This window comes from Paenibacillus hemerocallicola, from assembly GCF_006265175.1.
Taxonomy (GTDB): domain Bacteria; phylum Bacillota; class Bacilli; order Paenibacillales; family NBRC-103111; genus Paenibacillus_AB; species Paenibacillus_AB hemerocallicola.
On the sequence record NZ_VDCQ01000075.1, the window covers coordinates 21,560 to 47,359 of the forward strand.

Annotated in this window: 22 protein-coding genes; 6 read left to right on the forward strand and 16 right to left on the reverse strand. The window is 48.5% G+C overall.

The window, feature by feature from the left end; genetic code table 11:
• Window positions 1-29: 29 nt before the first annotated feature.
• From FE784_RS34435 to FE784_RS34470, 7 genes are all read right to left on the reverse strand, one after another.
• Entirely contained in the window at window positions 30-1,802 is a 1,773-nt protein-coding gene (locus FE784_RS34435; protein WP_139606808.1) for an ABC transporter ATP-binding protein, read from the reverse strand.
• Window positions 1,771-3,603, reverse strand: coding sequence for an ABC transporter ATP-binding protein (locus FE784_RS34440; RefSeq protein ID WP_139606788.1), 1,833 nt, complete (start codon window positions 3,601-3,603; stop codon window positions 1,771-1,773). Before FE784_RS34440 ends, FE784_RS34435 begins: the two co-directional genes overlap by 32 nt.
• A 110-nt stretch (window positions 3,604-3,713) precedes the next feature.
• Window positions 3,714-5,204, reverse strand: coding sequence for a carboxylesterase/lipase family protein (locus FE784_RS34445; protein ID WP_139606789.1), 1,491 nt, complete (start codon window positions 5,202-5,204; stop codon window positions 3,714-3,716).
• Window positions 5,205-5,406: 202 nt separating this feature from the next.
• A complete protein-coding gene (locus tag FE784_RS34450) occupies window positions 5,407-6,423 on the reverse strand; it encodes a sensor histidine kinase (RefSeq protein ID WP_176706722.1) in 1,017 nt (338 codons plus the stop codon).
• Window positions 6,424-6,751: 328 nt separating this feature from the next.
• Window positions 6,752-7,435, reverse strand: coding sequence for a response regulator transcription factor (locus FE784_RS34455; protein ID WP_139606791.1), 684 nt, complete (start codon window positions 7,433-7,435; stop codon window positions 6,752-6,754).
• 635 nt (window positions 7,436-8,070) lie between these two features.
• Window positions 8,071-9,753, reverse strand: coding sequence for a hypothetical protein (locus tag FE784_RS34465; RefSeq protein ID WP_139606793.1), 1,683 nt, complete (start codon window positions 9,751-9,753; stop codon window positions 8,071-8,073).
• Between the two features lie 176 nt (window positions 9,754-9,929).
• The gene (locus FE784_RS34470) at window positions 9,930-11,243 is read right to left on the reverse strand and encodes an ABC transporter substrate-binding protein (RefSeq protein WP_139606794.1); all 1,314 of its coding nucleotides are present in this window, start codon (window positions 11,241-11,243) and stop codon (window positions 9,930-9,932) included.
• 148 nt (window positions 11,244-11,391) lie between these two features.
• On the opposite strand from FE784_RS34470, the gene FE784_RS34475 reads away from it, so the two are divergent.
• Window positions 11,392-12,186 carry an AraC family transcriptional regulator gene (locus tag FE784_RS34475; RefSeq protein WP_176706724.1) on the forward strand — a complete coding sequence of 265 codons (795 nt, stop codon included), beginning with the start codon at window positions 11,392-11,394 and terminating at the stop codon, window positions 12,184-12,186.
• A gap of 136 nt (window positions 12,187-12,322) precedes the next feature.
• Here the strand turns inward: FE784_RS34475 and FE784_RS34480 are convergent, their stop codons facing one another.
• Complete coding sequence (locus tag FE784_RS34480) at window positions 12,323-12,904, reverse strand: TetR family transcriptional regulator (protein WP_139606796.1); 582 nt, start codon at window positions 12,902-12,904, stop codon at window positions 12,323-12,325.
• Between the two features lie 224 nt (window positions 12,905-13,128).
• Here FE784_RS34480 and FE784_RS34485 point away from each other — a divergent pair, with 224 nt between their 5' ends.
• Complete coding sequence (locus tag FE784_RS34485) at window positions 13,129-13,911, forward strand: SDR family NAD(P)-dependent oxidoreductase (RefSeq protein WP_246132319.1); 783 nt, start codon at window positions 13,129-13,131, stop codon at window positions 13,909-13,911.
• A 142-nt stretch (window positions 13,912-14,053) separates the two neighbouring features.
• Here the strand turns inward: FE784_RS34485 and FE784_RS34490 are convergent, their stop codons facing one another.
• Window positions 14,054-15,271, reverse strand: a complete 1,218-nt coding sequence (locus FE784_RS34490) for a Ger(x)C family spore germination protein (RefSeq protein WP_281287205.1) — start codon at window positions 15,269-15,271, stop codon at window positions 14,054-14,056.
• Window positions 15,272-15,647: 376 nt separating this feature from the next.
• On the opposite strand from FE784_RS34490, the gene FE784_RS34495 reads away from it, so the two are divergent.
• The 3 genes from FE784_RS34495 (at window position 15,648) to FE784_RS42520 (ending at window position 17,890) form a co-directional block, all read left to right on the forward strand.
• On the forward strand, window positions 15,648-16,100 hold the full coding sequence (locus FE784_RS34495) for a helix-turn-helix domain-containing protein (protein ID WP_139606799.1): 453 nt from the start codon (window positions 15,648-15,650) through the stop codon (window positions 16,098-16,100).
• A 161-nt stretch (window positions 16,101-16,261) separates the two neighbouring features.
• The gene (locus FE784_RS34500; protein WP_139606800.1) at window positions 16,262-17,707 is read left to right on the forward strand and encodes a hypothetical protein; all 1,446 of its coding nucleotides are present in this window, start codon (window positions 16,262-16,264) and stop codon (window positions 17,705-17,707) included.
• Between the two features lie 48 nt (window positions 17,708-17,755).
• Window positions 17,756-17,890 carry an SRPBCC family protein gene (locus tag FE784_RS42520; RefSeq protein WP_281287204.1) on the forward strand — a complete coding sequence of 45 codons (135 nt, stop codon included), beginning with the start codon at window positions 17,756-17,758 and terminating at the stop codon, window positions 17,888-17,890.
• Between the two features lie 240 nt (window positions 17,891-18,130).
• On the opposite strand, the gene FE784_RS34510 is transcribed toward FE784_RS42520, so the two are convergent.
• From FE784_RS34510 to FE784_RS34530, 5 genes are all read right to left on the reverse strand, one after another.
• The gene (locus tag FE784_RS34510) at window positions 18,131-18,742 is read right to left on the reverse strand and encodes a ribonuclease FAU-1 family protein (RefSeq protein WP_139606801.1); all 612 of its coding nucleotides are present in this window, start codon (window positions 18,740-18,742) and stop codon (window positions 18,131-18,133) included.
• 223 nt (window positions 18,743-18,965) lie between these two features.
• A complete protein-coding gene (locus FE784_RS34515; RefSeq protein WP_139606809.1) occupies window positions 18,966-19,178 on the reverse strand; it encodes a DUF3006 domain-containing protein in 213 nt (70 codons plus the stop codon).
• Between the two features lie 22 nt (window positions 19,179-19,200).
• On the reverse strand, window positions 19,201-20,247 hold the full coding sequence (locus FE784_RS34520) for a ComEC/Rec2 family competence protein (protein ID WP_139606802.1): 1,047 nt from the start codon (window positions 20,245-20,247) through the stop codon (window positions 19,201-19,203).
• 358 nt (window positions 20,248-20,605) lie between these two features.
• Window positions 20,606-21,916 (reverse strand): ABC transporter substrate-binding protein, encoded by a 1,311-nt coding sequence (locus FE784_RS34525; RefSeq protein ID WP_139606803.1) that lies wholly within the window; start codon window positions 21,914-21,916, stop codon window positions 20,606-20,608.
• 225 nt (window positions 21,917-22,141) lie between these two features.
• Entirely contained in the window at window positions 22,142-22,564 is a 423-nt protein-coding gene (locus FE784_RS34530) for a hypothetical protein (RefSeq protein ID WP_139606804.1), read from the reverse strand.
• 78 nt (window positions 22,565-22,642) lie between these two features.
• Between FE784_RS34530 and FE784_RS34535 the strand changes: the two genes are divergently transcribed.
• Complete coding sequence (locus tag FE784_RS34535; RefSeq protein ID WP_139606805.1) at window positions 22,643-23,467, forward strand: helix-turn-helix domain-containing protein; 825 nt, start codon at window positions 22,643-22,645, stop codon at window positions 23,465-23,467.
• Here FE784_RS34535 and FE784_RS34540 read toward each other — a convergent pair.
• Window positions 23,464-23,853, reverse strand: a complete 390-nt coding sequence (locus FE784_RS34540) for a VOC family protein (protein ID WP_139606806.1) — start codon at window positions 23,851-23,853, stop codon at window positions 23,464-23,466. The two genes, FE784_RS34535 and FE784_RS34540, sit on opposite strands and share 4 nt — an antisense overlap.
• A gap of 162 nt (window positions 23,854-24,015) precedes the next feature.
• A complete protein-coding gene (ilvB, locus tag FE784_RS34545; protein ID WP_139606807.1) occupies window positions 24,016-25,746 on the reverse strand; it encodes a biosynthetic-type acetolactate synthase large subunit in 1,731 nt (576 codons plus the stop codon).
• Between the last annotated feature and the right edge of the window lie 54 nt (window positions 25,747-25,800).

The window sequence follows — 25,800 nt, forward strand, 5'->3', positions numbered from 1 at the left end:
TTAGGTTTCCCCAAAAATCCAGTCGAAAGTCACAGGAGTTTTTTGGTCGTTGCCGCCATAGTATTCACAGAATCATCCGGCCGCTCGCCTGCATCATGCTGCCGTCTCCATAGCCGGGCATACAGGCCATTAGACGAGAGTAATTCGTGATGGCGGCCTTGCTCTACGATCCGCCCATGATCCAGTACAACAACCCGGTCGGCATGCTGCACGGTCTTGAGCCGGTGAGCGACAACGATGAGGGTCCGGCCTCGAACAAGCCGATCGATAGCTTTCTGAATCTCCGCTTCGTTCTCGGGATCGAGAGAAGCCGTTGCTTCATCGAGTAGAATGATCGGCGCGTTTTTCAGTATCGCCCTGGCAATGGAAATTCGCTGTTTTTCACCGCCCGACAGTGTGCTTCCGCCTTCGCCTACCATCGTGTCGTAACCGTTTGGCAACTTCAGGATAAAATCGTGACAACAAGCAAGGCGCGCCGCTTCCTCGATTTCCTCGCGCGTTGCGTCGCTTCGTCCGAACCGGATATTGCCTTCGATCGTATCCTGAAAGAGGTACACATCCTGAAACACCATAGATACTTTGCACAGCAACGCTTCCGGATCCATGTCATGAATATCCTCCCCGCCCATCGTCACCCTCCCCTTTTCCGGGTCGTAAAACCGGGCAATGAGCCGAAGAACGGTACTTTTGCCGCTGCCCGAAGGGCCGACCAATGCGGTGAAGGAACCTGCCGGCATGCTTACGCTCACGTCTCTCAGGACCGGTTGATCCAGATAGCCAAACGTAACCTGTTTCAATTCGACATCATGAACTGCAGGGGGCTGCCGCTCTCCTTGCATGACCGGCTCCCGCAAAAGCTGCACGATGCGTTCGCCCGCTTGCTCGAGATAGCGAAACTCCGCATAACCGGCGAGAGCTGTCGTCAGCGGATCGAATATTCGGGTTCCGATGATCAGGAAAGCCACGAATGTGATGACATCCAGGCTTCCGCCGAGCAGCAGCTGGACGCCATCCATGATCATCAGGGTAAGACCGGCACGAATACAGGCAACCGCGCTCAGTACAATCGGCCCCAACATTCCTTCGAGGCGGATGCTCTGCCGCATCAATTCCCTGAATGACCCTTCAAGCCGGATAAAACGTTCTCCGGTCAAGTTATAAGCTTTGATCACACGGATTCCGTTCAAATATTCTTGCAGCCGGTTGGAGGCGTCCATCTTGGCTCGCATATGCTGCGAGCCGAGTTTGCGCTGGATGCCCGACGTCAAGAGCACCAGCAGGATGCCCGCCGGCAGCGCCGCGAACAGGGAAAGCGTCAGACGCCAGTCGAGGAAAGACAGGCCGATCAAGGCCAGAACCGGCATGACGGCGGCCCCGATCATCTGCGGAACCAAATGGGAGATGCCATGTTCCAGCATCGCAAAATCGCCCACCATCATATTTGCCAGATCACCCGGATCTCGCTTGTTCAGGTACCCCAGCGACAACTTGCGCAAATGCTCGGCCAGCTTCGACCGACCGTCCGCCGCTGCGCTGTATGCGTCGCGGTATTGGGCGCGATAAGCGGGAATTTCGCATGCGAACATGAGAACGAGCGAAACCGCCAAAGCGCCGCACACCCACCAGAGCCGTTCCGTATCGAGCGGCATATCGGGATAGACAAACGGATTAAAGATCAATCTCGCCGCTTCCACCAACAGCACAAAAGGGATTACGCCAGCCAGATTGGCAACGGTCGTGAAAAAAACAGGTTTGATCAACGAGCGCGGATTATTCGCCGTGATGTTGCGCAGCATGCTCATGTTCATCGTCCGCCTCCCCTTTACCCATATGCCATTGTGTCGCATGGCGATAGGAACGCCACATGCGTCCGTACAAGCCGTTAGCCGAGAGAAGGGCTTCATGCCTACCCCGCTCGACGATTTTCCCGCTTTCCATCACGAGAATTTGCTCCGCATCCTGAATGGTGGACAGGCGATGAGCGATGACGATGACCGTCTTATTTTTCATCAACGCTTTCAACGCCAGCTGCATTTCATACTCGTTCTCCGGATCGGCAAACGCCGTCGCTTCATCGAGCACTAGGATGGGAGCGTTTTTCAGGATCGCTCTGGCCACGGAGATCCGCTGTTCTTCCCCGCCGGACAAATAGACGCCTTCCTCTCCAATCAACGTGTCATACCCAAGCGGAAGTAGCTTGATGAACGCATGACACTGCGCCGCCTTCGCCGCGGCGTACACTTCTTCCGGCGACGCGTCCGGCCGTCCGACCGCAATATTGTTGTACACGGTATCGTAAAACAAAAACGATTCCTGAAACACGAATGCGACGGTGTCCATCAGATCGGGGGTCGCGATTTCGCGGATATCCACACCGCCGATTCGGATCGCTCCCGTGTTCACATTCCAGAAACGAGGCACCAGATTAGCCACGGTCGACTTGCCCGCTCCCGACGGACCGACGAGCGCCGTCACTTCCCCTTGGCCGGCGGTAAAGGAAATGTCCGCTAGCACATCGGTATCCGCAGGCTCCGTTCCATAAGAAAAAAAGACACGATCGAATGAAACATCAAATGAAGTCGGCCGTCTCGGATGTTCAGGCTCCGGCACATCTCCTTCCGCCAATATACGGTCGATGCGCTGGACGCCCTCATGAATATCTCTGAGCGTTTCGGCCAGGAACATGATTTTGAACATCGGGGTGGATATACCCGGCGCCATGACCAGGAAAAACAGCAGAACGGAGGCGAAGGCGACGTTGCCCGGATCGCGGCTCAATAAAAACACACCGACAGGCAGAACAAATGCGGCAAGCGAGCCGAGAATCACCTTGAAAATCAAAGATCCGTGTTGAAACTGATCCGTTAATTTCACACCATATTCACGGTAGCGAAGCATGTCCCGATAAAACTGGCGAAACGAATGCACGGTTTGCCCGAACACCTTGACGGCCGGCATCCCCCGCACATACTGGACGGCAGAAGCATTCATCTGTTCCAGCGAATCGTGGCAAAGCTTGAGGTTTTCTTTCGTCTTCGGTCCGCCGATCAGCGCGATCTGAACCGCAAAAGCAAGGACAATCGGCACGAAGCACGCAAGCGCCAACCAAACATTCAACGTAAACATCACGGCGATCATCAGGACCGTGGTCACAGCAGCATGGACGAGATCGGGCAAATGATGAGCAATAAACGTTTCCACTTTCTCCACGTTTTGTTCCAGCGTTTTCTTGACGGCTCCCGTCGACTTACCGTTAAGCCAGCCAAGCGGAAGCTTGCCGATATGGCCGGAAAGCTTGACCCTGAGACCGTAAAGAATACGAAAAGCGGCGATATGAGAAACCATTCCTCCCGCGTACATCGTGACCAAGCCGGCTGCTAAGCCGATTAAAGCGATAACGCCAAAGCGGATCATTTTCGCTCCGTCTGCCAAAGCCGGGGACGCTGCATGCTCCAACAACTCTTTCAAAATGAAATAGACGGAAACGTAAGGCACCAGCATGCAAACGGCGCTAAGGGAAGATAACAGGCCGGAGAGCATCATCAGTCCGCGCTTCTCTCCGGCGATTTCCAATAGTCGGGCCACCCCTGTATTATTTGTCATTGCTCTCCCTCCCTTTTAGACTGTTCTTTTGAACAACTTTGATGAAATCGTGTGGTGAAAATTAACATGTCACTCGATTCATGTAATCGAGCGACATGTTTGACAGATCTCTAACGTGTAAGGAAGCGATTTATTTCAGCCAAGTCACCTACAGCACCAATAATAGAATCATATCGCATGGTTTGTCTCCGATCCGGCTCATAAGATGGCCATGGGATGGAAACGCCGGGATTGCCAGTTCGAATAAATCCAATCCATGCACTTCGAATAGCAGTTGTTAAATCAGCAACATCCTCTGGATTAGCCCCTTGCAATATCGGTACATCCTTGTATGCTTCGAAATTTCCGAATATAAACGGCAGTTCTAAGCCATGGCAGGCTTTAAAAGGAGATCCGAGCGGTGCCCAATCCAACTGGTATACCCAAGTATGTGAACCGGCTTTATGAACTGCTTCTGCTAACCTCAGAGAGGGGAGCAGGAACGTATAGTCAGTAATCAAGTCGGATACTAGAGCGATAGTCGTACTACCGGGTCGCCGCCAGCGGTATCGCTCGATTGCTTCTTCTTTTCCGGTCAAAGCAACAAAACGCTCGTTAACCAAAGCTGGATCGAGGGCTTTTATGTTCCCCAAAAGAACATTTGCTTCCTCTCGATTGGTACCCGTAATGAGATCAATACCTGCTTCACCAGCACCTTTTGCAGCCATCTCAATAAAACGATCCGTCGTAGAAAGAGAATCAAAAACAGGCATAAAAGGGAGAGTAATTTGACCAAAACGTGCAATTTCCTGAGCCAATTTTTCCGTTGCTTGGATGATCCGGACAGGTGACATGGTATTCAATTGAGCGGTAATTTCTTGTGGATCCCTCTTATTCACATTCAAGATATCCAGCAGCCTGTTTCCATGCTCCAATGCTTTTGCTTCTGATAATGGAGCAAGACTTGCGGGCACACTCTGTAGAATAGCTCTCTGGAAAAGACCTCGCGACTCTCTCATGGTCAATAGGCACATAGCGGCATGGGCTCCGGCGGATTGCCCCATGACTGTGACCTGATCAGGATCGCCGCCAAAATGCGCTATATGATCTTGAACCCATTTTAGTGCTGCGAGGATATCGAAAATCCCCATTTTACCATCGCTAACCCCCGGATAATGCAAGAATCCAAAAGCGCCAAGCCGGTAATTGACGCCTACGGTAACTAGATTTCCGTCCATGGAAAGCTCCGCTCCATCGTACCAGTCCAGCGACCCGGCTCCGGTCATATAATGTCCACCATGCAACCAAACGACAACAGGGCGTTTTTCCCGATCTATGGCAGGGGTTGAGATGGTGAGCGATAAACAATCTTCCCCTTGAGGCGGTTCAGAAGATTCTCCGATGGCTTGACGCAATGGAGAAGGCGGTTGTGGTGCAATACAGCCATGAATACTTGCATCTCGAATTCCGGTCCAAGCAGAAACAGGGCGTGTCGGAGAAAAGCGAAACTCCCCCTCGGGTGCGTCGGCATATGGAACACCACGAAACTGAATGACATCATTTCTTCGAATCCCTTGAAGTGAGCCAAGAGAAGTTTGTACGATACATGAATCGTTTCTCATAAAAGGTAACTCCTTTACTTAAAATGATATAGACGTTCCGGCGATTCCAGTAAGTTCTCGTGGATTGAAGTCTCCTTTCGCAACAGATACTACGCACCCTATATGAACGTAACATGAATTAAATGGGATAAAATGTTAAAAAAGATGAACGGATCGTTCACCTTTTTGTTCGTTCGGGTTTTCGATTGTATTCTGATTCGGGTTACATGGCTGGCAGAAAAACGGTAACGGCTGTTCCTTTTCCTGCAGCGCTGTCTATCTCGACCCGGCCGCCGTGCAATTCGACAACGCGCTTTACGATCGCGAGTCCAAGCCCGCTCCCCCCCGCTTCGCGATTGTGTGATTTATCAGCCTTAAAGAAGCGTTCGAAAATGCGCTTGCGGTCTTCTTCGGCAATGCCAATTCCCGTATCCCGAAAGACGACTCCGATTTCGCCATTTCCGGACTGAAGCTCGATAGAGATGTCGCCGTCCTCAGGCGTAAATTTGATGCTGTTGCTGAAAATATTTAGCCATACCTGACTCAGCAGGTCTTCGTCCGCATGAATCGCCGTTTTTGGAAGCTCCAGGTGAATATTTAAGCATTTGGCCGCCCATTGCGGCTCCGCGGCTACGACCATACTGCGCAGCTGCCTGTCAAGCCGAACAAGCGACAGATGGAAAGGATGATGATTCGAATCAATCGTGGCCAGTCGGAGCATGTTCTCGCTGAGCCGGGACAGCCGCATGCTTTCGTGCCGGATTATGTTCAGACAGCGCCGTTGCTCGGCTTCGTCGAGACCGTTTGTTTGCAAGATGGAGACAAAACCCGAAATGGACGCCAGCGGTGTTTGAAGTTCGTGGGACACGTTGGAAACGAACTCCTGGCGCATCTTTTCGACTTGGCTCATCTCGTGGGCCATATGTTGAAATTGCTCCGACAAGACGCCCAATTCATCTTTGCTCTTCGGCTGAAGATCGATGTTATAGTCTCCTTTGGCAATTTTTCTGGTTGCGGCCGTCAATGCTTTTAAGGGCTTCACCACTACGCTTGTAAAGAGGATGAACTTGGTGTTGGCGATCGCAATCGCAATCAAAATTACAACACCCAAAATCATAAACAGCAGAGAACTATTAGTACCTTCCGGATGGATTACGAGTGCCAACTGTTCGTCCGCTGTTTGTAAAGGGAAACCCATGTGCAGGCTCGTCGGTAGGGGCAGAACGGATGTGCGCCTCACGACTTCGGCACCGTTCTGAATGCGGCGGATATCCTCGCCCGTAAGATAGTGCTTGCTTGTCGAACCATAAGCGTAGCGCAGCCCGTTCCGATCGTATACCCATAGGGATACTTTCTGTTTTTCGGACAGCTGTTTCAGAAAGAGACCGCGTTCGGTTGGCGCCAATCGGGAAAAAACATCCGATATCAACCAGTTTCGCACCGCATAATCGTATTGGATGGATTGCGTGATTTGATCTTTAAACAAATAAACGGTTATCGGAATGGCGCTTCCGAGACCTATCGCCACTGCAACGAAAAAGAGCAATACAATTTTTAAATATAAGCTCTTAATCATGGCTTTCCGTCTCTAACCGGTATCCGAGACCGCGAACCGTTACAATGCGAAAAAGATGGGTAAAGGCGGCAAACCGCTCCCGCAGCCGCTTGATATGAACATCGACCGTTCTCTCGTCCCCTTCGTGGTCGAATCCCCATACCGCTTCGATTAACTGATCTCGCATAAAGATTTGGCCGGGATAGCTTGCAAGCTGATATAACAGCTCGAATTCTTTAAGCGGCAAATTCCAATTCACGTTTCCGTCCGAAACGGTCCCCCGAAGCCGATCCAGCTTAAAACTGCCCAATTTAACCATCTTATCGGCCGCAATCCGGTACCGTCGCAGCACCGCTTTCATTCGGACCACCAGCTCCTGCGGGTCAAAAGGCTTGACCAGGTAATCATCGGCGCCTAAACCGAATCCCTTCACCTTCTGACTCGTCTCGTGCTTGGCCGTAATCATGATAATCGGCAGTTCGGGGTTCAAAAGCCGCAGTTCGTGGCACAAATCCCACCCGTCCATGATTGGCATCATGACATCGAGCACGACCAGATCCGCAGGCGAGCGTTCCATTTCCACAAGCGCCTCTTTGCCGTTGACCGCTCCCCGGACACGATATCCTTCGCAGCTTAAAACAATTAAAATCATTTCCAGCATATGCGCATCATCTTCTACTACAAGAACACTTGTCATTGCTTACGCCTCCTTGCTAATTCAGCCCAATTATAGCATTACCGCGGGAATGCCATCGGACCGAGGAACGGCAACAAATTTGCCTCCGGGCTTAAGAACCCGGACGACTTCTTTGATGATGCGATGCGGTTGCTCGCACTGCGGATGCTCCGCTCCGTCCAGCTCATGCATTTCCTCACTCAAACAAATATAGGGAAAATATAACATGAAATATAATGGGAACGCACAAACCGGCTAATTAATATTTCTTTGAACAACATACCTAAAATCATAATCGAAAACTGAACTAGTTCAAGAAGGCTGTTCCCCGCCCGAGCTATATCCCGTTTCCCAGTGGAGCGGACGGTCATCTGGAACGGGTTTGAGCCTGATACCACAACTTTTTGAAGCTTAGTGTCTCTGCACGTTGCGCTAACAAACTAGAACATACATTTTAATAATGGCTTATCCTTGAAAGAAATCTCCTGATTGAGCCCCCATTCGCGCGCAAAAAAAGCAGCCAGATAAGGCTGCTATTTTTATGCGCATGATAGAAGTTATCTACGTTGCTTATACTCTTTGTTAAACTAGCATATAGGTATCGGTTTACGTTATATTTCCATCACCTTTATACCATGGAGCGATGCGCAGCTCTCTCAGCACTGGGGTACACCTGTCTTCAGACCGTCTTTCGCCAAGTTGAGTCTGATTGAAAGACGAGTATCGTCTTTGCTCAGCATCGCAACTTTGTAAATCCCATTTTTGTTGCTGAAACTGCTCTGCGCGACTTCGATTTGGCCATCGCTGCGGACGGTATAACAGAACGCGCCCATGTTGACAGTGACCAGCCCGTCTCCGCGTGTAATGAGCGTGGTATCCTTGCCGTTCGATTCAAGCAGCGGGACAGTATAATAAATTTTATTTTTGTCCGCCTCGACCAGCTCAAGCTCCACGTTCACACCATCCTTGTCTAACGTGTATGTTTCCTTCACCTTCGAATATTCAACCGAAAAACTGACTGTGTCCCGTGTTTGTTCGATGATCCTGAAGCTGACGCCAGTCTCGCCGCTCAAATCGCTCACATGCATGATATGGCCGTTCGCGGCTTCCCAGCCCGCCCCGAGCGACAAATTTTTGCTTTGCAAGCCTTCCGCAAGCTTGTATCTGGGCGTTGCTGTGAACGGCATCGAAAGTCCCAGCTCTATCGGAACGTCCGTACGGTGATATCGGCCCATACCCGTCGAATCGTAGGAACCGTCTGCCATCGTATCAATCTCAATGGAATGACTTCGGCAATTGGCGAATACTTTGTGAAAACTGTCAGACGTAGTCAGCACATACCCGCCAAGCTCGGCCGGACACGGAAACTCATCAATCGACTCGTCAGCGAATATAAAAGCATGACCGATAAAGTTGGCAAGTGGAATCATATATCTGTGAAACGTAGCATATACTTCGGTTCCATGACCGCTATCATTTGGAAAGTGATTTTTAATATGGTAGTTAGACCCGTCCTGATCGAGCCAACGATTAACCGCTTGTGCGCTCAGATGAGCGCATCGTTTGAACATGCCTGCTGTTTTCGGATCGCCCATTTTCATATAGCGAGCCGCCTCATACTCGCAGCAAGCCGCCACTAACGCTTCATTAAACAAAAAATGGTTGCTGCGTCCCCCATAAGGCAATAAAAAAGCTGATGATTGCATAAATAATGTCATCAAGCCGCCTTTAACCAAGTTGGTATCCAATAATCCGGCATATTTCCCCTTATACCCGAACCAAAGCATCTGAGAAGCCTGGACACGAGTGGACAGATCATACAGCATCGCGAGGTCCGGGTCTCTGTACATGCCTTGTTCATCAAAACGATCGAGTATGATCGGCCAGTGAACATCGAAATAATCGGTAGTGTCGGTCATTCCTTCCGTCTCCCGCAAATATTCTCCTGCCATATTGTACACCGTCATATTATTTACTCTTGTATAGTGGTGCTCCTTGCTGTATATGCTCGCATACGTTTCATACGGTTCGATCGACTGGAGCTTGCGGCGCCAACTTGCGGAAATCGCTGGTTCTACTCGATTATGCATAAGCTTAAAGGCAAGCATCATATCCTTGACCGCTAGATCATTCTCCCCATTTCGCCCGTTCATCATCTCGTCGCAGCTTCGATCCATCAATCGGATCCATATGTCGAGCCATTCTCGTTTTCTTCCCTGAGCGATCAGCAGCGCCAGCGCCCCGCATGCGCGAAGACCGATACAGTTTTGAAAAGGAATATCGCCGTCAAGTAACCGTGTAAAATAATCCAAGCCATAACTATCGATCGTTTTTTCCATAATATCCAAATAAAAATTTTTAGTAATACCGGATGGAACGAACCCGGCCTGCAATTCGACACTAGCCATATACGCTTTGAAATCCAAGCTCTCATCTCCTATCAATCCCGCATAGCTCTAACACACACGTTGGATCATGGAGACCCATCATCCAACATGTGTCGATATAGAAAAAGTTACTTCGCTTTAGCCTTGGCCTCGGCAATCGCTTTGATCGCCTCTTCTTCCATCGTGCGCAGCATCGTGTTCATATCCGTTTCTCCCAGAATGAGCTGCATTCCTTTTTCAGTGTTAAAATAGACCGACTGCACATTAGTGTCATATTTGGTTACCGGTGGAGTAGCGGCGTACTTGTTATAAAATGCCGCTTTCAAATTTTTATCTTTATAAGGTGTGTCTTGCCCGTACGCATCGACGATTTCTTTCTTCGTCACCACGGGAAGCGCACCGCTCTTGGAGACACCAAGCTGATACTCGTCAGAAACTAAATACTTGATGATTTCCATCGCTTGATCTTTATGCTTGGAAATCGCCGAGACTCCGAACAGAGTCGGGTAATGCTGCGGCCCTACGCCAGGTGCTTCCTTATAGGATGGCAATGATACGGTATCCCAGTTCAAATCGGAGACGCCTTGCGTTAAATATTGATTCGATAGGGTTGCGAGCATGCCCACATATCCTTTAATGAATGAGTTGACATCGGGAATCTTCTTTTCACTGCGAACGATGTCGCTGTAACCCGGAATCGCCGCTTGTTTCAAGAGGATGTCAAATACATTTTTCCATTTTTCATTTGTATTGATCGTTGGCGTTTCCGTCTGGGCATCGACATACGGCACTGAGAACTGATTCAAGCGTACGAACGTCGAGTATGGCATTCCGAGACCGACATATTGAACCCCACTGTCTGATCTCGTAAGCTTTTGGCTTACCTCCGTAATCTCGTCACAAGTCATACCGTCTTTTAAGTAAGGTACGCCGAACTTATCGAAAATCGATTTATTGTAAAACATGACCAACGTATTATTGACTACGGGGAGTGCGTACAGCTTCCCTTCTGACAGCTCGCGAACGCTTTGCAGCAAGGTCGGCTCAATCGCCGATGTGTTCACATCATGCTTTTTGATTAATTCGGTCATATCGTATTGCATGTTATAGTTCATCGGTCCTGTCGAAAAATTAGCGATTGAATCCCAAACCATATCGATCGGCGTATTCGAAGCGATTAAGTCATCATACTGCGCCCCTGCTTTTCTCTGAATATAGTTAATTTTATGCTGCGGAAACTGCTTACGGATAGCGTTTCCGAAGCGATCGTTAAACGCCTCTTCTGTCCATCCACTTGTCGAATAAATGTTCAGTTCCGCCGGAGCCAGTGCCACAGGAGCCTCTTTGACGGGAATTTCGGTCGACGTTGATTGACTCGAGCAGCCGCTTGCAATTAAAATACTAAATGCTGTCGTCGTACAAATCGCTTTTTGAATCCGCATACACTTGTCCCCTACATTATGTTTTTTTAACAGACTCAAGCCGCTAGCAAGCTGAATTTGTTATCATCATATTAAATGATAGCTGTGTACAATTGCCATGCACTGCATTATCATGAGGATATACTATTTTGCGGCGGGGGGATCTTTGTTGAACGTTTTCCGCACAAAAATCATGCACTGCTTTTACAGGAACAGCGCGGCGAACTTCGCTCATTCTCATAGCACGCGTCCGCATTGGTATATATTGGCTGCTGGAACGAAACAATTCTGGTACAAGATCGGAGATTCCGAGGGCTATTCTAAAGTCGGCGATCTAATTATTTGTCCGCCCGGATTTACGCTGTATCGTCATTCGCCCGAACCGCTTGAGTTTCTCTCCATCTCATTTGAATGGCAATACGATCTGGAGCATTCGGGTTATTCGGATCCCATTTATCCTATTTTCGGAAATATTACGATTAGAGATCGTCCCCGATATATATCCACATTGAAAAATTATAAAGAAATGGTTCCAGGGTCGACTACATTTCAAGTGCTGAAGTCTTATTACACACATCTGCTTGACGATCTGCTCTTTACTTGCCTGCTGGAGAAGCAATATTATCAAAAAAAGAAAACGAAAGACCAGACCATTATCGATGCGGTACGCTTTCTCGATGAACACGCTAAGGAATCGATTTCGTTAAAAAGCGTTGCCGATCGCGCCTCTCTAAGCCAGGCCCAATTTTGCCGCCGCTTTCAGGCGGCTGTCGGACTTTCGCCTATGCAATACCTCTCCGACATTCGGTTAAGAAAAGCGGAGTCAATGCTGCTTGAAACCAATCTTTCGATCGACCATATCTCCAACGAATGCGGATATCAGAACGGATTTTATCTTTCTCGAGTATTTACGAAAAAGTACGGAATTAGTCCGTCCAAATATCGCGACATGTACCGCGTATAATCTTTACGAAATGCGTGGATTGCAAAAACCATCGGCAAACCAAAGCAAATAAAGCGTGAGATGAATGATGCGAATAAGGATATACTCATCGAAACGTTAAAACGCAAAATCAAAGCACTGGAACGTCACAAAGGCATCACAGATCAAGCATACGCAAGTTCGATAGTAGGAAGGGCAGCACATGCTCGATGAATGGTTCCACCGGTTCTTCCTGCGACTGACTCCACTTCACAACCACCCCATAAATCGACCAACTGATCATGGTTGCGACCCATTCCATTCTCCGTCTCTCTTCCACAGAGTGGTCTTTTACATGCGTCATGCACGAGATGATGACATTGCAAAGTTGTTGCTTGGCATTGTCCTCCATCGCCTGCGACAGGGTCCGTCGTGCATTCAACTGCTTCGTCATTTCAATCTGCCACTCACAGACCGCCAGCATTAGATGACGCAACAACTCCGTGCCCTGCATTCGCGTACCGAGAGGAATCCGTGTGGATAGAATCTCCGTAAATGCATCGCTCATGGTCAACTCAAGCAATTGATATTTATCTTGAAAATGGTTATAAAAGGTTGCCCGGTTCAGTTCAGCCCGATCCATAATATCCTGAATCGAGAGATCTTCGAAGTCCATTTCTGCAAGCAAATCCGTAAATGCTTTCTGAATATATTTCCTCGTTCGCTTCGCGCGAGGGTCATTCGGGTTCACTAAACCCATCACACACCATCTCCTTGTCCCGCGATCCCGCTGCCGGGAAAAATACAATTTCGATCGATTGTTGTCTACACAACGGATCGGCTCTTTTGCTTATTGATTAGCATTGGATATTGCTATTAACATACTAATTGACAACTGTTGTCTAGTCAACATTTATAGTTCAATTCATATGTAGGAGAGTGTGAAGGATGAAGGACTTATTCATAGCAGGAGGTACTTCCGGGATGGGCAGAGGGCTGGCCGTTCACTATTTACGCCAGGGCAGCAGGGTGACTGTGACCGGAAGCAACCGTCTCCGGGGTAAGGAATTTCTTGATGAGGCTGCACGTCTCGGCGCCGCGGACCGGGCATCCTTTATTCAAGCTGATCTATTATCATTGTCTGAAAATCGCCGCGTCATTCAAGAGGTTCAACAACGCCATGCGTCGCTTGACGGACTGGTGCTCACAGCGATGCAACAATTTCCTAAGCGGAAATTGACTCCGGATGGTTTTGAAAGCACGTTTGCGCTCTATTATGTCAGCCGATTTATTCTGAGTTATGGTTTGACGGAATTGTTGGAGAGGGGGACCCGGCCGGTTATTGTAAGTATCGGAGGCACTGGAATGACGAAGGGAGTCGTTCACTACGATGACCTTACACTTCAACAGGGGTATGGTCTGCTGAAGGCGACTCTGCAGGGAGGACGGGCGAATGATCTGCTGGGGGTTGCGTATGCCGAGAACCACAAGACCGGGAAGACACGTTTCATTCTTAACCATCCCGGATATACCCATAGCGGCACGAATCATTTGGCCCAGCCTTTCAAGGGAATATTGCGGGTAATGGGCAAGCTCTTCGCACAGCCGGTGGAGAGGAGTATTCAACCGATCATTAAACTGATGGATAATCCTCCATCCCAGCTCCTCATCGCTTGGGACCGGACCAAGCCAGTTGATCCCGATCTCCCGACGCTTAGCAAGAAGGACGCACTAAAATTATATCAGTTGACCAAGCATATTCTTTAACATCCGGCAGGAGTCGATGATGGATACGCCGCCATCGATTCCAGTAATCCAGGATTGCGCAGCTAATGGAGAACGATAGTTAATCAGAAAGGGTTCCACATATTAGTCATGCATAATGTGTAGAACCCTTGATTCACCTCGCTCAATTTGTCTTGCTCCCGACTCTTCTGATGCTACTTGTGACTTGTAGGTTAACGTCGATTTCTTTGTACATTTCTTCCCATTTCTTCTTCGTACGTATCTCCCTGTTCCAATAGGCAGGCTCTTTAGCCCGTACGTATTCACCGAAGCCAAAAATGTCGGAACCCTTTTGTTGGGTTTTGCGTATAAGATTTCGGTAGCTGACCGGTCCATTCTCAGTCAAGGATCTCTCGATTTTGGCGATAACTTCTTCTGAAAGCTGGACAAGCTCGTTTGATTTTTCGACCAAGTTGCCCTCGTTATGGATTTTTACATTGAAAACCGGTTTGCCATTGCGGATTGCGACATCGATACGCGACTTCCGATGCGTGACCTGGTACATGACGGATGTATCGGTTCCCGGGATTTGTACAAGAACGGCATATCCTCCCGCCTGCATATTTTTGATCCCCATATAAGCTCCGATTTCCAACGGATCGGTTTTTCCGACCATTCGATCTGACTTGAAAAAAGCAAGTCCTGCAATTTCAAAACTACCACTTCGAACCATTCGAACATACGGTAAGTAGGGATCGGACCCCTTAGAAGAGGAAGCTGACCAATATGTTCCCGCGAATGCATTGGGCATCTTGCCCATCTGGACGGCATCATTCATCGTGCCTAGAAGATAAAGAATCGGAACACGTTCTAATTGAGGCACCACCCTCATAAATTCTGCTGCTTCCCCTTCGGAAACAGCAATCCAGTTCGTACGGCGGACTTCCGGGTTACGTCGCAAATATTCGTTTATGTTCGTAAGTCCCAGTTTGGCAACTTCATCGGAAATCACGATTACTCGCAAATGTCCCCAGAACAATCGGTGTGCAACTTCTTGCTGGAGAATGTTGAATGCATCGTCGATCGTATATCCGACACCGCTCACGACCCATACGGGCTTCTCTCCCCCCTTCGAACCCCCTCCCCCTTCACTAGGTCCGAGTGGAATGCGACCGGGAACGGCTAATTGGATTGTGATTCGCAACGCCGGGGCCTTCGTCTCTGGAACATTCTCCCCGACAAACGTAACATTTCTTGGTTTTTCGATCTCGCTTGCCGGTGCTTTATCGATAGCTACTCCCAGAATAATGGCTCGTTCCTCGATCTCCAGCCTATCCCAGCATCCTGTCAGGAGTAACATCATGCAGATAAGTACAGCTATTGGAATAGTTCTATTTCTGATCGTTACCTCACCTACTCATCCGTAATCGTGCCTCTGCTTTCTGGAATTGGTCATATGTTATTATGTCCCATATTTACGCCGTGACTCACGATGGTTGGATTGACCGATCGGACGAACAATGACCGAGCCCAATAGGAGGGAAAGTTCCTCGATCACCATGACGCTGGAGAACGCGCGGTAGTAATACGGGGAATAGCAACGCGATTAAGACCGACTTCTCCAACGACTGAATCCCCGCATTCATTACTATGCACCTAGATTACTCAAGGGGATATTGATGGCAACCGGGGGTTGCGGGACTCTGCAACTACAGCGGTCTTTACTTTTCGCATGAGGTCAGCAAATAATGACGTATATAACTGAGAGGTTGTGAAATATGATTTTTGGAGAAAAGTTAAAGACGGAAAGAAAAAGGTTGGGATGGTCTCAAGAGGAATTAGCGGCTAAGCTTTTTGTTAGTCGACAGTCTGTTTCGAAATGGGAGAATGGCCAGAACTATCCGAGCATTGAAGTCATCATTAACGTAAGCGATCTCTTTGGTTTAACGATTGATGAATTATTACGAAGCGATGAGGAGTTGACCAAGAAAGTGATCAGAGATAGTAAGAAATTGGCCTATCCGAGACTAAAGTTACTATTCGATGTTTTGTTTTTAGCCGGCATTGTTCTGCTTGCGATAAAACTGGGTGTCCTCCTTTTGAACAAATTAACTCCATTGGACATTACATTGTTCGGAGGAAAGTTTTTATGGAATTTTGGATCTCTATTTCTAATGGCTGGTGCAGGAGTTGGTTCCAGTATCCTCAAAGGGAAATATAAAAAAGACTAACCAACTAAGTTGGCGTTCCGTTCGGCTTGAGTCAGCCTCAGTCATCGCGATAGCCTTGTTCAGACCCAATCAATTATACCGAACAAACATTTGTATTTCACGGGTTTAGCCGAAACCGCTTGATATTTAAATATCAAGGAAAGAGGGATCGATTCATTCAGATGAGAAAGCTAATAGACAGGTTAAAGAAACGAGGGAGATTAAGTATCCGTACAGATATGCCGCCGGTACTTCTGGTGGTAATGGCTGCAATTGCGATTCCTCGTGTGGTCGTAGAAAACTTGCAGCTTCTTTCGTTGGAGTCGCCACTTTATAAGGTGCTTTCAATAAGCCCATTTCTAATATATCTTGCCGTTGCTTTGTTACGGAAGAACAAGCGGCCGTTGTATGACTATACCGTTTTGGGTATGCTGTTTGGCCTGTTCGTGGCTACAACCCATCAGATTACTATGGAAATACCCAAGTTCAAGGTGAAATTGAATGACTTTTTCGGCCCGGTACTGGAAGAGATAGTCATTCGCTTCGTGATATTTATAAGGATGCTTGCGACTCACTTCGTAATTGGAATAGTTTTTGGCATAATCGCCAGCGCTGTTTGCCGGATTCGAGAGAGAGGAACAAAGAATCCAATCAGGGGTTCATCCTCATCTTCAGCACCGCTCCGGCACCTTGCTCCAGCGCTGGGCTTGCTTTTTCTTGCGCCATGGGTGGGTGAATTTCTACTGGGAGTCAGTCCGCTCAGGAACATTCTCGGGTTTCCACTACTTCTGCCACTGTATGGTGGAGGCGCCTTATTCATTCGAGAGCTAACTCGTCGTACCGGCCGCGGTTGGCCTACCCTGTTCCTTTTGGCGGCGGCATATGGCGTTATTGAGGCGGGGCTCATAGACCAATCACTCTTTAACCCGGCCTTCATGGGTCTTGAATCCCAGAAAGTTGCACCTATTCCCGTGTTGGGTATCAGCGCCTACAACACCCTGGCTTTTGTGATGGGGCATGTCATTTGGAGTATCAGTGTCCCTATTGCAATTGTCGAGAAGCTGACGCCTGCCAGAATGACGGCACCCTGGCTAGGTAAGGTCGGTCTGTCCATAACTGGTGGTTTGTACCTTGTTGGCTGTGCCATCGTTTTTAACTTTATATACGCCGATGAAAAATTTTTGGCTTCGCCAGCGCAGCTAATAGGCGCTTTCGCTGTGGCGCTCACGCTGACTGCTATCGCCTTTGCTATTAAAAAGAAAAAAGATCTTGCTGCTCCTTCAGCCCGCCCGGTGCCGAAGCCATGGCCTCTTGGTGTGGGTACGTTTGTAGTGGCAAGCCTATTTTTTATGAAGCCTGAAAGTTGGGCTGGCGTAATTATTGGCATACTCGTCTTGTGTATCGTGTCGCCGCTCGTTGCCCATTGGTCACGGCAGCAGGAGTGGTGCTTGAGGCATCAGTTCGCATTGGTCGCCGGAGCTTTACTTACGTATGCATGGGGAGGCTTTGCAATGACAAGCTTGTTATGGCCGGATGACTCACTAGCTTGGCTAGGCAATGTGCTCTTTTCGTTGATCGCCATTGCGTTGTTGTTTGTAACCTCAAAGCGTATACCCCAAACCCCTTAGGTAATTAGGTCGAACATACATTCCAGCCAGGCTCGGATGGTAAAGTGATTGTTATTCCGCTTGCAGGAATTGGCTGCAACAACCGCCAGAAGAGATTTCAACGCCATCAAGAAAATCGCATTTCAAGCCAACGAGCAAATTCTTGACCGGCTCGAAGCGCACTTGCAGAAGATGTCCGACTGAGAACCCCGATTCCGCGGATCTCAGTCAACCGAAAGACCGGTGTTTTCATTTGCAGCTCACCCAGACCAGCGAAGCACGTATCTTCTAGCCGGCGAAGTCCGGTCGCGGAAGGGGCCTGGCCCCTTCGTTGCTTGGATGCCTGCGTACGGCGAAATCCATATGTAGAAGAGCATCGACGAAAGCACTGGATTTGTACCGGCTTCCGGACGGGGACTCGAGAATAAAATGAAGGAGGAAGGTTCATATTTTATCCCAATTCAATGGCAACTTAGGTATCTTCCACTCTGTTGGAGGAATCCAATTCTCCCAATATGAATAAAATATATTCGATCCAGTCAGTATTTTTCGTATCGCATTTTCTCCCTCTGTTCGATAAAAATCGGCTTGTTCTCTTGTGATATTTCCCAACCGAATGGCTTGATCAAATTCCTCTTCATCCTGCCATCTCCATTTTGTCCGTTCCGGATTCACCGAAATATCCAATAAGTAGTCCGTCGTATCAAATCCATCTGCTGTCCTTTTCAGAGGCTCTTGAAGATTGATGTACCATTCTAGCAATTTATGCTCCTCACTCCTAAAGCCGCATACTACATGTGCTGCCCCTGGAGTCGCTAACATAATAACTTCACCATAACCGCCGCCCCATTGCGCGTCTTTAAGTTCTTGGTTAGTCTCATTCGCTAAGAGGAGCGGGGTCTTTGCTACCTTAAGCGGATATCCAGTTCCCCAATAAATTGCGACTAAATCGGCAGTATCCTGTACTACAATTGCAGTAGTTACCCTGTATATTTTTCCATTCCAGATTCGCCTGAGAACAATTTCATGTCCTGGCTCAAATCGATCATTGTACATATCTTACTCCCCTCCAATTCAATAACAAGTGAACAATAATTCAATCAGCCTAGCCGATGCCGAACAAGCCGCCCAAGCCTTTCGGAATGGTCATTTTCCCCGGTTTCATCAACTCGTTGTGACGCTCCTGCCGCAGAAGGTCGTTCTTAAAAAGCGCGGACGTCCCAAGCCTCGACATGAAGCATGACGTTCAGGCAAGCCTCCCACCGTGTTCGTGGATTCCTCAATCGTTCCAAACATCTTCCATTAGCTTCTTCATATGCCGTGCTCGCTCCTCCGTTGCCTTGCTATCTACCACCCATGTCCCTTCCTGAAAAATTACACAGTCGCCGACTTCCACATCGAACTTAACCGCACTACGATCCACATCCCTCGTCTCGCCATCGATTTCGATAATCACATAGTTGCCTTCGAATCCTTCTACGATTCCTCTCATCATTGCTTCACCTCTATCGGTCCTATTTCGTTCTTCCCTTCGCATATTCCCACGGATCGAGTTTGACGTCCAACGTCTTGCCGTTCGATACAAACACGATGTTGCCTACCATATCGTTGCGAAACAGCGTAATGTTCTTGTTCGCCAGCTTCGCAAGAATTTCCGGCGTCGGGTGTCCGTATTTATTTTTACCGGATTGGATGACCGCATACCTTGGGTTGACACGCTCCAGGAAAGGATCGCTCGTCGAAGAATTGGAGCCATGGTGCCCAATGAGCAGTACATCTGCTTTTAGCATCGTGCTGCTAGTCACGAGATCTGCTTCACTCTTCGTTTCAGCGTCCCCTGTCAACAAAAACGACGTTTCCCCATACGCCACACGAATCACCGCGCTCATCTCGTTCGTGTCTTTATAGTCGCCGATCGGAGCAACCATTTGGACGGTCGTGCCCTGATCCCACTTTAAGGTAACCTCCGCCTTGGCGGTGTTGACTTTGATTCCTTTTTTCTTCGCTGCAAGCAAGACGTCCTCGAACGTCTTCGTATTGGACTGCACCTGCGGCATATAAAATTGCCCAACGTCAAATTGATTGATGACCGCATCCAAGCCACCGATATGATCCGCATCCGGGTGGGTGCCAACCAAAATGTCAATCTTTTCGATGCCTGCCCGCTGCAAGTAGGCGACCATCATGTCTTCTTTATCGTTGTTGCCCGCGTCGACCAACATCGTTTTCCCCGTCGGACCAACTAGAAGCTGTGATGCTCCCTGCCCGACGTTGATGTAGTGCACTACCATTTCCCCTTCAGCACGTACATACGGGGTACTCATCGTCGTCGCCGCAACCTGTTTGTTGCCCCCGTCCATGTAATCTGTTTCGTCCGGCTGCGCACCAACATAGAGCATCCCGATCAAAACGACCACGAACAACACTGCACTCAACCAAATCGGCGAACGTCCCCTTTTCTCCTTAGACGACTTCAATTTCCCGATCAAAAGCCCTACCACGCCTGCAATCACGGCACTAATAAGGGCGGTCGCGATTTCGGACTCCATCAAATCTTCCATATGTATCCTCCTGGTTGTCAATAAAAAAATTATAGGGGAATTCGCACCAGTCGACAACAGGTTTTGTTAGTAAAGTTCTAGTTCTATTTATAAATAAACAGATTAAGGGTCACCGGCTATTTAACTGTATCCATCTTCTTCGTTTAGAAAAAAATAAAACACCAATGATAGGTGTTCAGTTTTAAGTCCGTTTTTACACGGACTTGGTTTTCTTATTTTTCATTGAAAATCGCCGAGCGGACGTTTCCAGGCAAATAATAATCCTTGAATACTTTACAGAAGGGACATTCTGCAAAGTGTTTGGTCTTTCTATAAGGTCTTGCTCTCAGTTTGGGAGCGCAGCCTTTTTCCTCCGCGATTATTTGTTTTGCAAAGCGCTGATCGCCTGGTTCGCATCTTCCCCAATTTTTTGCATAAGCACGTTTACATCAATCGAACCGCTGCTGTAATCCTTATAGAACTTGTCGATGCTTTTCTGAACCGCAATGTCCTCGTTAGCAAACATCACGTTCGGCGCCGGCTGCGTTTCGAAAAATGCGGTTACGTTTTTCCCTTTAATGAGCTCCATTTCGGCGCCCAGCTCCTGCTCGACCCGCTTGCTCAACAACGGTGACGCGCGTCCGGTGCGGCGAGCGCTGATCAGCTGCATTTCTTCCGACGTCAACATATCCATGACGAGCATCGCTTCGTCCGGATGTTTCGTGCTGTTAGAAATCGTGATCTGGTGCAAATCCACCGGCGGGGCCGTATTCGGCTTTTCCTTGAAGCTCGGGTACCCGGCGACGTCCCAACGCAGCGTCTGGTACTTTTCTTGCTTGAGCGTCGGTACGAGGTTGTAGGCTCCGACCATCGCCAAGATGCGCTTGTCGTAAAAGTCGGCAACCGGGCTGCCGCGCTCGTTGCCGGGAAGGGTGTCGATCGCTTTCATCATTTGGAAGACACGGCTCCAAGCGTCTGTAGTGATCGCCGCCTTCTTTTTCGTCGGATCCGTAAACGGCAACGACAATTGATAGCCGAGCCAATAGGTGTTCAAGTACATGAACCCTTTATACTGGACGCCATTGTCGGATCGACTTAACCGTTTCGTCACCTCGATGATATCGTCCCAAGACATGCCGCTCTTCGGATACGGAACGCCGAACTTGTCGAACAGGTCGAGATTATAATAAATCGCGTTCGTATTCATCGCGTACGGCAAACTGTACAGCTTGCCGTCCACTTTGATGTTTTCAAGCACCCACGGCTTGAATCGGCTCAAGTCTATTTTCTGCTTCTTCAATAGCGGCGTAATATCGGTCAGAATGCCGAGATCGCGATATTGCGTATAGTTGCCGATCCCGTATAGAAGCAAGTCCGGCACCGTCTTCGCCGCAACCAGATCATCGATCATCGTCCCTTTGCCGGGAACGACGTACTCGACCGTAATGTGTGGATACTTTTTCTTCAACGGTTCAGCGATCAGCATTTGAAAATCTTCTTCGTACAAATAGCCGGCTCCGACCGGCTGCAGCTTCAGTTTGACAGGGTCCGGAGAATTCGCTTTGGATGCGGGCTCATTCGACTTGTCCGGCTGCTCGCTCGTTCCCGCCGTTTGTCCCCCTGAACAGCCGACCGCGAGCGCCATTTGCAGGGCCAAAGCCGCTAATGCAACCTTTCGACTCCCATTCATGCAAGCCACTCCTTCTTATTCATAATTTATGAACTTAAAAACGGTGTTGTTTCCGTTTGAAAGAAAACCCGTCCAGTCCAAATGCGTTAGGAGTAAAGCTTCTGCCGCACTATTTCCGCCCCCCCATTTCAACCTTTTTTGGAAATCATAAATTCATCATAAACCAACATGTTTGCTGCAAGCTTTACCATTTCGGTCCAATGTTTTGCACTTTTTTTAAAACGCTTACATTTTTGTGGAGGCGTAATACGCCCCCCTAAGCCGGGAGCGCCTTGCTGCCTTGCCGAACATCGCGTAACTTCCAATTCCAGCTCCAACATATTTTCTTTTTCGCCATGCGGCTTGAAGCCGCTGTTCGCATACGGCGCCGCGACCGATGTCCGGAAAGATCGAGTATACATTGCTGTTGTCGGGTCGCTTGTCGTACACCCGGACCAGAGCGAAGCCGGCAAGCTTGCCGGAAGCACGAACCAGAAACGGATAACGGTCCGGCTCCGTCCAGTAATGGTCCAAAAACTTGTATCCGTATAGGCCATGCTCATCGACATCATAGCCGTCGTATTCACTGTAATCGCATTGCTCCAGCTCCATCAAATTGCGCAGTATTGACTTTTCTTCGTAAGAAGCAAGCTTGATTTGAATCTCCATGCGCGTTCTCCTTACTGCAGCTATGTTATAATATCCGTAACCATACTTCTAAACTGTTCCATACTGGAGTGACCTTCAATGCAATCGAAACCAGGCAAACCTGTTGGACTGTTAAATGTAAATAAGGAAAATCCCAAGTTTACAGTTTCCCGGTACTCGCCCTCCGCCGATCTCATCCATTTGATTGAGCATTACTGGGTTGTCCGTTGGGATCTTCGGGGGCAGGAGCCTCACCTTCAAGAAACTTTGCCTCATCCTTCCGTTCATCTAGTGTTTGAAAGAGACAACTCGCGAATTGTGGGAGTTGTCAAAGGGAGATTTTCTGTGCTTCTCCAGGAACAAGGAGCAGTTTTCGGCGTCAAATTCCGGCCTGGAGCCTATTATCCTTTTCTGAAAAATTCCGTTTCATCCATAACGGACCGCATCGTGCCTTTCCACGAAGCCTTCGGAATGAGCAGTCAAGCGTTGGAACAACGGCTTTTTGCCCAGGAAACCGCAGAACAGATGATTCCTCTTGCAGAATCTTTTATCCGGGAACGGCTTCCTGAGCCAGACGCCAATGTCGATTTCATTAATACAATCGTACAAAGTATTATCTCCGATAGAAGTATCGTTAAAGTGGATGATATTGTGCTCCGCTTTCCTATTCAGAAGAGGCAGTTTCAAACATTATTCCGCCAGTATGTGGGGATTAGCCCCAAATGGATCATTCAACGCTACCGACTTCACGAAGCGGTAGAAAAAATGGCCGACGGCGATATTCACGACTGGTCGAGACTTGCTTTGGATCTCGGCTATTACGATCAAGCTCATTTCATTAAAGATTTCAAATCTATCGTAGGAAAATCCCCGGATATCTACACCAAATTATTATTTGAGCTTAAGCCGGACAAAGGCCTTTAAAGCGGGTGTTTATACAGTTCGATCACATTGCCGTCGGGATCGCGCAAATGAGCAACCCTTGCGTTCCAAGCTTGCCGATCATGAGGTTCGTTAAGGAGCACCACCCCTTTATCTTTCAAACGGGCGCAAACCTCATCGACTTCATCCGCTGCAAATGTGAGTAAGAATTTCGATTGTGTTTCTGCGCCGGCCGGAAAATAGTTTTCATCGATCACTTCAGCCATACTATTGCGAGAAAATATTTCGATTTTGGTTTCACCGGTATTAAACGATGCGAACTGCATCTCCTCTGCAACAAATCCCATTGGAATCTCCATCACGTCCCTGTAGAACGCTACACTTTTTTGAAAATCTTTCACCAGCAATCTGATTTGCGACAGTCGCATTGTCCCACTCACTACCTTTCCGTTCAAATTGTGGCGAACCCGTTAGTACAAAGGTTTCCTATGCCCAATTTATCAAAGTCATGAAATACGGTATTGTAAAAACGCGATAAACTTGGCGTACAAGTCATCTTAATGGAACAATTCTTGATAAGTCATCCAAACTCATTCGAAATCCCCCATTATCATTTGATCTAATGTTGTTCCAGCGAGAACCATGGGATATACATTCTCCTCTTTCGGCACAACAAACTCGACAAGTACAGGTCCGGGTGTGTTCATAGCCTCCTGCCAAATAAGGGCAGCCTCTGCTTTTGTGCTTGCTCTTAATCCCTTAATTCCGTAAGCTCCAGCCAGCTTTACGAAATCGGGGCTTCCCGCAAGGTCGATGTGGCTGTAGCGGTTCCCGTAAATGAGTTCCTGCTGTTGTTTCACCATGCCCAACACTTGATTGTTAATGACGACAATTTTGACAGGAATATTATGAATGGCACAAATAGCCATCTCTTGCGCACACATCTGCATGCCCCCGTCACCATTTACCGAAATCACTAGACGGTCCGGATTTCCGGTCTGAGCGCCTATGGCAGACGGGAACCCGAATCCCATTGTTCCGAGACCTCCGGAAGTGATGAGCGAGCGGGGGTGTTTAAATTTATAAAATTGGGCAACCCACATCTGGTGCTGACCTACGTCAGTGGTAATAATCGCATCTCCTTGGGTTGTCTCATGGATCATCTCAAGAACATATTGCGGTTTCAGCTCCGTATCGGAATCTTTGTACCGCAATGGATGCTTTACTTTATTTTCCTGTACGGTATGGATCCAGCTACTGGAACGGGAGGGCACCGCTTTCGTATTCGCATATTCCAGTACAGCCTTTATATCGCCGATACATGCAATATCCGTATCGATGTTCTTGCCAATTTCAGCCGGATCGATATCGATATGGGCGATCCTTTTGGCATGTGGAGCAAAACCATCCGATTTCATCGTGACCCGGTCATCGAACCGCGAACCGATGGAAATAATCAGATCGGCGTTTTGGATAGCCGTATTCGCCGCATACGTACCATGGTGGCCCGGCATTCCCAGCCAGAGGCTATGGGCACTCGGGAAGCCGCCCAAACCGAGCAATGTCGTAGTCACCGGTATGTTTGTTTTATCCACAAACTCGAGCAGCTCATTTGATGCATTGGAATAAACCACCCCGCCTCCAGCTATAATGACCGGTCTTTCGGATTCCGCAATTGCCTGAATCAACCTATCTATCTCTGTTCGGTTAGGGCTCGGATCCGCCTGGTAACCGCGTAAATTGATATTGTCGGATGGATGAAACAGCATGTTTTGATTGGACACGTCCTTGGGGATATCGATCAACACCGGACCTTTTCTTCCGGTTCCGGCAATATGAAATGCTTCATGGATGATACGCGGAAGGTCGCGTACGTCACGAACCAAGTAGCTGTGTTTCGTTATCGACATTGTAATACTAATGATATCCGCTTCCTGAAATGCATCCGTGCCCATGACTGTTGTCGGAACATTCCCGGTAATAATCACAAGCGGTACGGAATCGGCATAGGCCGTCGCTATTCCGGTCACTAAATTGGTCGCTCCCGGACCGGAGGTGGCGATACACACTCCAACTTTTCCTGTCGATCGAGCATAACCGTCCGCCGCATGGATAGCCCCTTGCTCATGTCGGGTCAGAATGTGTTTAAAATCCGGATTACCGACCATTGCATCATAGATGTAAAGGACATTGCCTCCCGGATACCCGAACACACATTCGACCCCTTCCAATAGCAAGCCTCGCAAAAGAGCCTCCGAACCCGTTATCCAATCCTGAGAATGTTGATGCGAGCGGCCCGTGGACATCGATCCTTTTTCCATTTGTCTGCCTCCTTAAATATAAATAACCCCTCTCATCCTCAGGCGGCAGAAAAC

Bases quoted from the DNA above. Each gene is read 5' to 3' on its own strand.
- FE784_RS34435 (WP_139606808.1), bottom strand. From the start codon at position 1,802: ATGAGCATGCTGCGCAACATCACGGCGAATAATCCGCGCTCGTTGATC.
- FE784_RS34440 (WP_139606788.1), bottom strand. From the start codon at position 3,603: ATGACAAATAATACAGGGGTGGCCCGACTATTGGAAATCGCCGGAGAG.
- FE784_RS34445 (WP_139606789.1), bottom strand. From the start codon at position 5,204: ATGAGAAACGATTCATGTATCGTACAAACTTCTCTTGGCTCACTTCAA.
- FE784_RS34455 (WP_139606791.1), bottom strand. From the start codon at position 7,435: ATGACAAGTGTTCTTGTAGTAGAAGATGATGCGCATATGCTGGAAATG.
- FE784_RS34465 (WP_139606793.1), bottom strand. From the start codon at position 9,753: ATGGAAAAAACGATCGATAGTTATGGCTTGGATTATTTTACACGGTTA.
- FE784_RS34470 (WP_139606794.1), bottom strand. From the start codon at position 11,243: ATGCGGATTCAAAAAGCGATTTGTACGACGACAGCATTTAGTATTTTA.
- FE784_RS34480 (WP_139606796.1), bottom strand. From the start codon at position 12,904: ATGGGTTTAGTGAACCCGAATGACCCTCGCGCGAAGCGAACGAGGAAA.
- FE784_RS34485 (WP_246132319.1), top strand. From the start codon at position 13,129: ATGGGCAGAGGGCTGGCCGTTCACTATTTACGCCAGGGCAGCAGGGTG.
- FE784_RS34495 (WP_139606799.1), top strand. From the start codon at position 15,648: ATGATTTTTGGAGAAAAGTTAAAGACGGAAAGAAAAAGGTTGGGATGG.
- FE784_RS34500 (WP_139606800.1), top strand. From the start codon at position 16,262: ATGAGAAAGCTAATAGACAGGTTAAAGAAACGAGGGAGATTAAGTATC.
- FE784_RS34510 (WP_139606801.1), bottom strand. From the start codon at position 18,742: ATGTACAATGATCGATTTGAGCCAGGACATGAAATTGTTCTCAGGCGA.
- FE784_RS34515 (WP_139606809.1), bottom strand. From the start codon at position 19,178: ATGAGAGGAATCGTAGAAGGATTCGAAGGCAACTATGTGATTATCGAA.
- FE784_RS34520 (WP_139606802.1), bottom strand. From the start codon at position 20,247: ATGGAAGATTTGATGGAGTCCGAAATCGCGACCGCCCTTATTAGTGCC.
- FE784_RS34525 (WP_139606803.1), bottom strand. From the start codon at position 21,916: ATGAATGGGAGTCGAAAGGTTGCATTAGCGGCTTTGGCCCTGCAAATG.
- FE784_RS34530 (WP_139606804.1), bottom strand. From the start codon at position 22,564: ATGGAGATTCAAATCAAGCTTGCTTCTTACGAAGAAAAGTCAATACTG.
- FE784_RS34535 (WP_139606805.1), top strand. From the start codon at position 22,643: ATGCAATCGAAACCAGGCAAACCTGTTGGACTGTTAAATGTAAATAAG.
- FE784_RS34540 (WP_139606806.1), bottom strand. From the start codon at position 23,853: ATGCGACTGTCGCAAATCAGATTGCTGGTGAAAGATTTTCAAAAAAGT.
- ilvB (WP_139606807.1), bottom strand. From the start codon at position 25,746: ATGGAAAAAGGATCGATGTCCACGGGCCGCTCGCATCAACATTCTCAG.